Source organism: Kitasatospora sp. NPDC050463 (assembly GCF_040655255.1).
In the GTDB taxonomy this organism is placed as follows: Bacteria; Actinomycetota; Actinomycetes; order Streptomycetales; family Streptomycetaceae; genus Kitasatospora.
This window is the reverse complement of the sequence record NZ_JBFAJO010000147.1, coordinates 1-8,939: the sequence shown is the minus strand read 5'-3', so window position 1 is coordinate 8,939 and position 8,939 is coordinate 1. Positions and strand designations below refer to the sequence as shown.

Genomic DNA, 8,939 nt, shown 5'->3' with positions numbered 1-8,939 from the left:
AGCTACCTCGCCGGCCTCCACCTTCGCGCCTCAATGATCTGGGTCGACGATCTCCTGCCGACCACCAGCTGATCACAACATCACACAGGCCCTAGTGGGTACAGATCGCAGCGTAGGCACGTGGGGTTCGGTAGCCCAGCGATGAGTGCGGCCGGTCGTGGTTGTACTCCTCCTTCCAGTCGCCGATGGTGACCCTGGCGTGGGTCAGGGACCAGAACAGGTGGATGTTGAAGAGATCGCAGAGCTGCCCGCTTTTGATCCGCCGTTCGTGGTCCTCGTTTCACGGTTCAGGCACGGATTTCGTGAAGCCGATCAGTAGGTTGTCACGGTCTGTGTCGGCGGCTGGCCGCGACGATGAGGAGTCCTTTCCGGAGCAAGGGCGGCTTCGCTCGACCGAACATGCCGCGCTTGAGGGCCTTGAGGTCGTTGACGCGGCCCTCGACCGGGCCGGGTGACCAGTCGGTGCTCATACCGAAGACGACGGCGTCGAGGTCGGGGATCAGTCCGGCGGCGAAGCCGGCCAGGCCGCTCTGTTCATCCGCGCAAACGTCGGCGATCCAGTGCGGCGGCCGTTCTCCCTCTCGGTTGGTCATGATGGACGCAAAAGTTCGGACGTGGCTGGCGGCCGCCGTGAGCTCGGGTGAGCATGCGAGCAGGGCCTTGAGCTGCTACTGGTCGTCCTCGCGCAGGTAATCGGGGTGGCCCATGATCCAGCGGGCGGCCTGACGGGGCGAGGGAGGCCAGGCCATCGGTGGTGTGTTCCCCCCGGCCCGGCGCTCGGGACGCAGGGGACGGACGTAGTCCCGCAGGGTGCTGTCGCTGCAGCGGGCGCCACGTTCGCGCAGCTCACCGTGGAGTCGGGCCAGGTTCGTGCAGCCCTCGGCGATCCGCTGCTCGATGTAGGGCCGATGCGGGTCGAGCTTGCTGGTCCGGTTCTGCCACTGGCCGTGCAGCATCGCCTCGGGGCTGGCCGCGCGGGCGTACTTGCGGACCGTGTTGCGCCCCAGGCCGAGGCGTCGGGCGTCCTCGCGCAGGCTCAGGCCCTGCTCGACCTGGGCGCGGACCGCGGCGTGGGGGTCGCGGAGCCGGTCGAGGAACCTCCCCTGCGGGTAGGCTCGGGCGGCGCATCGCCGACCGTGGCACTCCCAACGGCTGCGGGCACTGGAACCGGCCGCTCGGGCTCGGGCTCCGGTCCGGGCGGTTGGGGTTCGACCAGGCCGCGCAGCAGGGCACGATGGCGCGAGACGAGGCGTTCGACGGCCTCGGCGAGGTTGTGCCAGACGTGCCATTTGTCCGCGCAGTGCTGGGCGTCCGGGGCGCCGCCTACGAACACCGTCGCGCGGTCTCTGCAGATGATCTCTACGCCGGGGTGCTCACGCAGCCAGCCGGCGACGCTGTCCGCGTCGCAGTCGGGCAGCAGATCCAGGGGCTGACGCGTCTCGCAGTCGACCAGGATGGTGCCGTACCGGCGGCCCTTCCTGGTCGCGAACTCATCGATGCCCACCACCCTCGGGGCCGCCCAGAGCGGGTCCGGCAGCGCCATGACCAGGCGCAGGACCGTCATCCGGCTGGCGACGATGCCGAGCGGCAGCCCCAGACGCGCCACCGCGCGGGCCGCCAGGACCACACCCAGCGCCGCGAGCATCCGCTGCAGGACGGGCGTACGCCGACCATAGCGGCAGGTCAGCCCCTCGACCTGCTCGGCGAACGTCACCCGCTGACACGCGCTGTTGCCGCAGAACAGCCGGCGCACCGACAGCTCGATCACGACGCCCTGCCCGCCGCACGGCGCGTCCGCCAGGTGCCGACCGTACCGGCTGTGCACCCGGCCGGACGCCACTCCGCAGTCGGGACAGGACACGAACCCGCCCTGCGGTGTGGACGCCTCGATCACCATTCGGCCGTCCCGTACCTCTATGCACTCGACCCGCACCCGCGCGAGATGCGGGAGCAGAAGGAAGATGTCATCACACTCGGTCAGCATCCGGCTGAAGATGACGGAGCGTCCCCCGGCGCACGGAAGCACGATCGACTTCACGAAACCCGTGCCTGAACCCGTTTCACCCGCTGCCGACAAGTTCGGGCCGCCTTCAGACACACTGGCCCCCGGACACCCCTCCGGAACGACGGGATGACAGCCTGGGGAATTGCGTGACCGTCCACAGCTTCCCGCCTCCTGGCCTGGCGACTCTGACCTCGACCGGGGAGATCATGGCGAGGACGTCCACTTCACGTCGGGCGCGGCTCTGGAGGGCTTCGCGGGTGATAGAGCCGGGGGCACCTACTTCTTCTGTGGCGATGGCGGGGAGGAACGTCCGGTCCTGTACGCGGATTCCGAAGGTGGCGCGGCGCTGGTCGCCATCGGCCTGCCGGAACTCCTGCGGCTCCTCCTTGTCGCGCCCTGGTGGCGCGACCTGCCGAGCGTTTACTGCCGAGGAGAGCGGTGAGCTGGCCGCCGAGTACATGGAGGACATGCCCGACCTGGCTGTTCGGCGGGGCCGAATGGCCGCTGCTCTCGGCCTTGACCTTCCCACTGAGACCAACGTCCTGGCCCGCCTGCGCGAGGTCGTGACTGTGACTTCCCCCATGGTGTGTGGCGGCCGTTACCCGTATTGGTGCGGGTCGGTCAATGGTCCGAGACACGTCGGCAAGTGCGGAGTTCCGCCTCGGCCGTGACCGCCAGGGCGACGACGGTCAGCAGGGACAGCACTGCCCACGCCGGGGTGAAGCTGCTGGTGAGGTCGACCAGCAGGCCGAGCACGGGCGGCACTGTGACGATGGCGATCTGGTTGATGGACATGGCCAGACCCAGGGCGAAGCCGGTCTTGCCCGGCGGGGCCGCTTCGGTGACGTAGGCGACCCACGGCCCATACCAGCCGAACCCGAAGAAGCCGAGCCAGACAAAGACGCCGGAAGCGACGACCGGTGCCCGCCCGGCCGGTGTCATCAGCACGACCAGCCCGGCGATCACAGCGACCATGCAGACCAGCACAACGGCATAGCGCCCGGAACTGCTCCGGTCGCTCCAGGCCGCCAGGCATATCCGGCCCGCAACGCCCGCGCCCTGGGATGCCACCAGGATCAGGGCTGTCTTTCCGGTGCCGACCGATGACGCCTGGTGAAGGTGGAGCACCGTCAGGATGCCCACGCCGCACTGCACCGAGATCAAGCTGGTCCCCGACAGCATGATCTTCACCATGGACGGTTCACTCAGCATTCGTAGCCGGGCGCGAAGCTGCGCCGCGAGCGCTTCTGACTGTTCCTTGCTCCGCGGGGCAGGCACGGCAGGCGGCTGGCGGTAGCAGCCCATGAAGAGGCCAGCTCCCAGCAGCGCGACGAAGCCGCCAGTCAGCAGCGTCGCCCGCCAACCGAACCCCTCAGCGACGAGCGGGAGTACGGCCGAGGCGAGCGCCGCACCCAGCGGCAGACCGGCCTGCCGGATACCCATCGCGAAGCCGCGCTGTGACGCGTCGAACCAGGATGCCACCGACTTACTCCCGCCCGGCTGGACGGTGCTGTACCCCGTACCGACCACCAGGAGTACGACCAACAGGGCCGTGTATCCCGACACCAGGCTCCCCGCACCCAGAGCCAGCGCGACCACGCCTGCCCCGATCCCGACCACCCAGCGCTCGCTGTAGCGGTCCAGCAACTCGCCGGCCACCAACAGCCCAACCAGCGGCACGAACTGGGCCGCCGAAACCAGCAGACCCAGCTGCGCCGTGCTCAGGTTCAGGGCGCTCTGCAGGTGGACGCCGAGCGCTCCGATGCCGCCCACGAAGAAGCCGGACGCAGCCTGGGTGAAGGTGGCAATGCCCAGCACGATCCAGCGATAGCGCCACGGGTCGCGGGCCTGGGATCCGGCGCGTCCGACGGTTTGTTGCGTCATGGCGACCACATTGTTGTAATAGCCTTATGCAGCTCAACCCTTACGGCGAAGATGCGGTGAACCTGGCCGCGGACCTGGCCAACCGCCGACCCGAGAGCGCGGATGAGCTGGCAGACCGCTGCCGCGCCGCCGGGCTCATGCTGGAGCGTCGGGTGACAGCGGACGATCTCGTCAGCTCCCAGGCCGCACTGGACGCCTGGGAGCGGATCGTCGACGCCGCCGGAGAGCAGGAGCGCGCCGATCTGCTGAACCGGATGCTGGCCGAGGCCGCCGCCTACCCGCGGCTGGCCTCCCATCCCGGTACCGGTTGGCACCTGCACTATCGGGACGCGGACCAGCCGCTCGGCTCCGTACTGCTCACGCTGTTCGCGGTCGGTACCGCACTGCATCTGGCGGGCCGGGGCATACACCGGCTGCGGCGCTGCGAGGTGATCGAGTGCGGCAAGGCTTTCGCCGACACCTCGCGCACCGCACGACAGCGCTACTGCTCGCAGCGCTGCGCCAATCGCGACGCCGTCCGCAGGCACCGGGCGCGAGCCGCGGTCGCCTGACCAGTCGCCGAGGTCGTTTCATAGGTGTCCCCGCTTCCGCCTCTGGCTAACCGGGCGGCCCCGAAGCTGCCGTCCAGGCGGAGGAATCCCGCGCCCTCGCCGCTCAGCTGCGGGCCGAGATCGAGGGCACCGCGTAGCCCGGTCAGTGCAGGGCGTCGTCGTCCTCGTCCAGCTCGGGCGCGTCCGGGTCGCGCAGTGGGCGCAGGCCCTGGGGCGGGGTGGAGGGGGTGAAGCTGTAGCGGCCCAGGACGTTGAGGTTCTCGAACTTCAGCGGGGACAGGCGGGCGACATCCTCATCGCTGCTCTCGTGGCCCTCGGCACACAGCTGGGCGACCGCGGCGTCGATGTACTTCGTCGTCCAGAGCAGGACAGCGTTCAGCACCAGTCCCAGCAAGCCGAGTTGGTCCTCCATGCCGTCTCGGTATGCCTGATGGATGGTGCCCCGCTTGCCGTGACAGGTCCCGGGCGAGGGTGTGGCGGGACTCCTGGACGCTGAGCTGCTTGCCTATCTGCCGTCGGTGGGTGTCATCGACCGGGTCGGCGACCTGGAGCAGGTGCAGGGTCTTGGCGATGCGCCCGTACTCGGCGAACGCCTGCCCCAGCGGCGTCGGTTCGTCCATGGTTGCCGAACATCCGCAGCAGGGTCATAGGCCCGCACCTGGTTGGTGACCAGCGAACCGCGCGGGTCAGTTGGTCGAGGTTGGCAGCAGCGAGGTTGCCGATGTCTCGCTTGACCAGCGACCAGATGCCCTCCTGTGGGTTGAGGTCCGTTGCGTAGGTGGGTAGTTGGAGCGCCGTCAGCCAGTCGTCGTTCTTGGCGAAGAACTCCCGCAGTGGGGGCACGAGGTGGATGCGGGCGTTGTCCCAGACGAGCACGATCGGTCCGCCGAGCTGGATGCGGGCACGGACGATCAGGTCCTGGAAGTCACGCCAGGCGAAGCCCTTCGGCTCGCCCTTGCGGCCTCGTGTACGGGATCCTCGGAGGCGTTCCGACTGTCCTGCGCTGAATCGCCCTGTGAGGAGCCTCTATGCCAGTGCCTCCGGTACAACCGCGCCACGCCCTCCTGCCCGACCGTGAGCGTTCCCGCGCGGTGCTCGTCGGATCCAACGCCGGCCTGCGCCTCCGGCCATCCCTCAGGCAGCCGGAGGAGTTGACCGCCCGCCTGGCACAGGCGCTCACCTCCCCCGGTCCCGGCGGAGCGTTCCACTGGAAGAACACCACACTGCTGCTCGGCCCGGAGCGCCCGGCCTCCGTGCTCGACGCCCTGCGGCACGCCGCCGAGGCCGCGTCGGACGTGCTGCTGTTCTGGTACGCCGGGCTCGGCTTCACTCACGATGGGGGGCTCGCCTTCGGCGTGACGGACACCGATCAGCAGCACCCGGCCGACACCAGCGTCGACCTCGATGCCGTCGCCGAGATCATGAGCAACAGTCAAGCGGCTCGTCCCGCCGTCATCCTCGACTGCGACTACGCAGCCATAGCCACGACCCGGTTCACCGGCACAGCCCCCGCTCCATCCCTGATGGCCGCCGAAACGTCGAGTTTCTGGCCGATGGCGGACCCCTTCACCGAGACCCTCGTAGACGGCCTGACCGGTGGCGTCCAAGAGGGCCCGGAGGCGCTGGACCTGGTGACACTCCACAACGCGATCGAGGCTGCCTATACCCGGACCCGCTACTACGTGGAGAACGAGTACATAGGAGGCCCCTCTCATGTGCTAATCCGGGGCGGCCGAGAACTCGCCCTGGGCATCAATCCTGCCTTCGGCCTCCCGAACTACTCCGGCGCGCTGCCTCCTCATCCGGATGTCGTCGATGCACAGGAGTCGTGGTGATACTGAACTTAACCGGGTGATGTCGGGGGCCGTTCGCCTGACAGGCGGTGGATGGCTTCGGTATGCCTGACCTGTGAGGTACGCGCAGGGCGGCGGCTTGACCGACGCCGGGAGGGCCGCGCGCGAGCGAATCCGGCTGCAGGCCGTCGTCCGCTTCCAGGGCGGGGAGAAGAACCAGGAGATCGCCGCCGCGCTGCGGGTCAGTGAGCGATCCGTTGAACGCTGGCGCCGGCAGTGGCGGGAGCGGGGACCGAACGGGGTGGCGCTTGGAGCCGTGACGAAGCCAGCCGACGCCACCCGTTCGGCCCTCTGACGGAGCGGACAACTTTGGGTAGGTATGGCCTGCTTGTGCCACTACGACCGAAGGAGTTGGGCACGCCATGGAGAAGGACCAGCTGGCTCACCTGGAGCAGCGGATTCATCACCTCATCACGGTGACCAAGTCCGTGACCAACGACCCTCACGAGGAGCTGCTCAAGATCATCCACCGGCCGGGCTGGACGACGCCGGCCGAGGTGGCCCTGGTGACAAACGCCGTCGACCATCTGATCAAGCAAACTGAAGCCCTGAACGAGGCCCGCATGGGGCTCATCGAGGGCGCCCGCTCCATCAGCTAACGGCGGATCCGCACCAGCTCAGACGCCCTATGCAAGCTGTTCGTCCCGGTACGCCCGCATCGGCTCGTACGGCACTTACTCGAAGATGTGGCCGGGGCACCAGCCGTCACTAGGTCCAGGACGTCCCGGTGCCTCGGTACTCCTCAACGGGGATCGGGTGAACGCCCGGACGCATGCGGTCGGTGTAGAGCATGTTGCCCGAGGTGGTCGATCTCGTGCGCGATCAGGCGGGCCAGGCCGAACTCGTACGTCATGGTGGTGACACTGCCGTCCAAGGCAGTGACGGTGACGTCCATCCGGAGCGGGCGGGGCACCATGCCGCGGACGTCGAAGAAGCTCAGGCAGCCCTCGTTCGGCTCGTCGGTCTCGTCGGAGACGGCAGTGACTTCGGGGTTGAGCAAGATGATGCGGGTCAGCACCAGCGGTGGGTGGCAGGAGAACGCCTGTCTGCGAGTCCTCGAAGGCCAGGTGCTCGGCCGTCCTCCTCGGATGCGCCCCACTGCGCGAAGTGGTCGACTCGAAACGACGGGACGTCTCGGAGTCATCACGGAGAGGAGCCACAGCAATGCCAAAGGTATCCAAACAGTCCGCGACGAAGGTCCAGGAATTCGGGCCGGTGACCGACCGCCGCGAGGAGATGAAGGGGTACACCGTCGAATTCGTGTCCTTCGCAGCCGACGCCGACCTTGACGGGCCGCTGCAGGCACTGCCTGGCGGGGCGTGCCAGTGTCCGCACTGGGGCTACGTCATCGCCGGACGTGTGCGCTTCACCTCCGGGGACCAGGAGGAGGTGTACGAGGCTGGTGACGCGTTCTACCAGCCGCCGGGCCACCGGCCGTACGTGGACGCCGGCACCGAGCTGCTGCAGTTCAGCCCGAGCGAGGAACTCGCCAGGACCGAGCGGGCAATCGAGGAGTGGATGAGCCGTCAGCAGGGCGGTACGCCGTAGGCCCGGCCACGGCCGCCCTGAACAGGCGGCTGCAGGCTGCTGGCCGTATCACCGGTATCCAGGTTCCATGGATCGCCGAAGCCGGAATACAGCACGGTTGGAATGGCGCTCCCCGCCAGTCGGAGCGTCGGCCTGGACGCCGCTGGAGCGACAGCGCTACGCCAACGACCTGGACGAGCCGCGCGACCTGATCGCAGTCACCGGCCGCTCCAACCGCCAGAAGGCCGACAAGGACGTCAGCGACTCGCTGCCGATGCCCAGCGACCATTGCACCTACATCACCGACTGAGCCGTGCCGAAGACGCGCTGGGTGCTGACCATCGACCAGCGGGAGCAGGACACCCTGCACCGGCTGGCGGCCGGCTGCGCCAACGAGCCCATCACGGTGGAGCTGGCGCGGTAAGACCGGTAGACCAGGCTCAACGCGGCGTCGACCGAAACCATCAGGTTCCATCCCGCCAACGGCGCACTGCAATGGCGGTTGGTCTCGACGCCCCTGAGGCTTGACGCCACGGGCGTGGCGGCCTGTCTGTGTCAAGAGTGACTGGGCAAGGGAGACGACAGTGCTGGCCGAACGGCTTCGTCAGGCGATCAATGCGCACGATCTGGACGCGTTCATGTCGTGCTTCGCCCCTGACTATCAGAGCATGCAACCTGCCCATCCGGCCCGGACATTCAGCGGCCGCGCGCAGGTGGGCAAGAACTGGTCGGCGTTCTTTCGCGAGGTGCCCGACATCCAGGCGGAACTGCTGGGAACGGCAGTGACCGAAGGCACTGAGTGGGCCGAGTGGCACTGGCATGGAACCCGGCTGGATGGCTCCATCCTCGACATGAGAGGAGTGACTGTCATGGGTGTTCACGCTGGATCTGCGGCATGGGGACGGCTCTACATGGAGGAGACAGAGCAGACCGACGAGGACATCGATGAGACGGTACGGCGGCTGGCGGGTGGGCCGGCCGACCAGAGACGAGCTTGACTACAGACAGGCGCCATAGACGTCTGAGAGGGCATTTGGTGAGAGTAGTTTGCCCTTTATGTTCTAGTAGGTTCCTCGCCAGGCTGGTGTGGTTTCATCCGTTATGCGCTTGGCAAGGTTG

General features: G+C 68.0%; 12 protein-coding genes and 3 pseudogenes. 7 read left to right on the top strand and 8 right to left on the bottom strand.

Annotated features, from left to right (window positions below; genetic code table 11):
• Window positions 1-91: 91 nt before the first annotated feature.
• The 5 genes and pseudogenes from AB0J08_RS40140 to AB0J08_RS40120 form a co-directional block, all read right to left on the bottom strand.
• Window positions 92-229 (bottom strand): annotated as a pseudogene (locus tag AB0J08_RS40140) (integrase core domain-containing protein); the annotation flags it as partial.
• Between the two features lie 94 nt (window positions 230-323).
• Window positions 324-593, bottom strand: coding sequence for a hypothetical protein (locus AB0J08_RS40135; protein ID WP_360644661.1), 270 nt, complete (start codon window positions 591-593; stop codon window positions 324-326).
• A 75-nt stretch (window positions 594-668) separates the two neighbouring features.
• The gene (locus tag AB0J08_RS40130; protein WP_360644658.1) at window positions 669-956 is read right to left on the bottom strand and encodes a hypothetical protein; all 288 of its coding nucleotides are present in this window, start codon (window positions 954-956) and stop codon (window positions 669-671) included.
• An 80-nt stretch (window positions 957-1,036) separates the two neighbouring features.
• Complete coding sequence (locus AB0J08_RS40125; RefSeq protein ID WP_360644655.1) at window positions 1,037-1,984, bottom strand: ISL3 family transposase; 948 nt, start codon at window positions 1,982-1,984, stop codon at window positions 1,037-1,039.
• Between the two features lie 642 nt (window positions 1,985-2,626).
• Window positions 2,627-3,889, bottom strand: a complete 1,263-nt coding sequence (locus AB0J08_RS40120) for an MFS transporter (protein WP_360644652.1) — start codon at window positions 3,887-3,889, stop codon at window positions 2,627-2,629.
• Window positions 3,890-3,915: 26 nt separating this feature from the next.
• Here AB0J08_RS40120 and AB0J08_RS40115 point away from each other — a divergent pair, with 26 nt between their 5' ends.
• A complete protein-coding gene (locus AB0J08_RS40115) occupies window positions 3,916-4,440 on the top strand; it encodes a CGNR zinc finger domain-containing protein (RefSeq protein WP_360644649.1) in 525 nt (174 codons plus the stop codon).
• A gap of 142 nt (window positions 4,441-4,582) precedes the next feature.
• Here the strand turns inward: AB0J08_RS40115 and AB0J08_RS40110 are convergent.
• Window positions 4,583-5,119, bottom strand: a pseudogene (locus AB0J08_RS40110) (Tn3 family transposase); the annotation flags it as partial.
• A 20-nt stretch (window positions 5,120-5,139) separates the two neighbouring features.
• Window positions 5,140-5,355, bottom strand: a pseudogene (locus AB0J08_RS40105) (transposase); the annotation flags it as partial.
• A gap of 236 nt (window positions 5,356-5,591) precedes the next feature.
• On the opposite strand from AB0J08_RS40105, the gene AB0J08_RS40100 reads away from it, so the two are divergent.
• From AB0J08_RS40100 to AB0J08_RS40090, 3 genes are all read left to right on the top strand, one after another.
• A complete protein-coding gene (locus AB0J08_RS40100; protein WP_360644646.1) occupies window positions 5,592-6,275 on the top strand; it encodes a hypothetical protein in 684 nt (227 codons plus the stop codon).
• A 97-nt stretch (window positions 6,276-6,372) separates the two neighbouring features.
• Window positions 6,373-6,588, top strand: coding sequence for a helix-turn-helix domain-containing protein (locus AB0J08_RS40095; RefSeq protein ID WP_360644643.1), 216 nt, complete (start codon window positions 6,373-6,375; stop codon window positions 6,586-6,588).
• A gap of 67 nt (window positions 6,589-6,655) precedes the next feature.
• Window positions 6,656-6,892: a hypothetical protein gene (locus AB0J08_RS40090; protein ID WP_360644640.1), complete on the top strand. Its 237-nt coding sequence runs from the start codon at window positions 6,656-6,658 to the stop codon at window positions 6,890-6,892.
• A gap of 143 nt (window positions 6,893-7,035) precedes the next feature.
• On the opposite strand, the gene AB0J08_RS40085 is transcribed toward AB0J08_RS40090, so the two are convergent.
• Window positions 7,036-7,311: a peptide deformylase gene (locus tag AB0J08_RS40085; protein WP_360644637.1), complete on the bottom strand. Its 276-nt coding sequence runs from the start codon at window positions 7,309-7,311 to the stop codon at window positions 7,036-7,038.
• 146 nt (window positions 7,312-7,457) lie between these two features.
• On the opposite strand from AB0J08_RS40085, the gene AB0J08_RS40080 reads away from it, so the two are divergent.
• From AB0J08_RS40080 to AB0J08_RS40070, 3 genes are all read left to right on the top strand, one after another.
• On the top strand, window positions 7,458-7,841 hold the full coding sequence (locus AB0J08_RS40080) for a cupin domain-containing protein (protein WP_360644634.1): 384 nt from the start codon (window positions 7,458-7,460) through the stop codon (window positions 7,839-7,841).
• Window positions 7,842-7,938: 97 nt separating this feature from the next.
• Entirely contained in the window at window positions 7,939-8,130 is a 192-nt protein-coding gene (locus AB0J08_RS40075) for a hypothetical protein (protein ID WP_360644631.1), read from the top strand.
• Between the two features lie 274 nt (window positions 8,131-8,404).
• Window positions 8,405-8,818, top strand: coding sequence for a nuclear transport factor 2 family protein (locus AB0J08_RS40070; RefSeq protein ID WP_360644628.1), 414 nt, complete (start codon window positions 8,405-8,407; stop codon window positions 8,816-8,818).
• Window positions 8,819-8,939: the final 121 nt, after the last annotated feature.

Bases quoted from the DNA above. Each gene is read 5' to 3' on its own strand.
- AB0J08_RS40125 (WP_360644655.1), bottom strand. From the start codon at position 1,984: ATGCTGACCGAGTGTGATGACATCTTCCTTCTGCTCCCGCATCTCGCG.
- AB0J08_RS40090 (WP_360644640.1), top strand. From the start codon at position 6,656: ATGGAGAAGGACCAGCTGGCTCACCTGGAGCAGCGGATTCATCACCTC.
- AB0J08_RS40130 (WP_360644658.1), bottom strand. From the start codon at position 956: ATGCTGCACGGCCAGTGGCAGAACCGGACCAGCAAGCTCGACCCGCAT.
- AB0J08_RS40115 (WP_360644649.1), top strand. From the start codon at position 3,916: ATGCAGCTCAACCCTTACGGCGAAGATGCGGTGAACCTGGCCGCGGAC.
- AB0J08_RS40080 (WP_360644634.1), top strand. From the start codon at position 7,458: ATGCCAAAGGTATCCAAACAGTCCGCGACGAAGGTCCAGGAATTCGGG.
- AB0J08_RS40135 (WP_360644661.1), bottom strand. From the start codon at position 593: ATGACCAACCGAGAGGGAGAACGGCCGCCGCACTGGATCGCCGACGTT.
- AB0J08_RS40120 (WP_360644652.1), bottom strand. From the start codon at position 3,889: ATGACGCAACAAACCGTCGGACGCGCCGGATCCCAGGCCCGCGACCCG.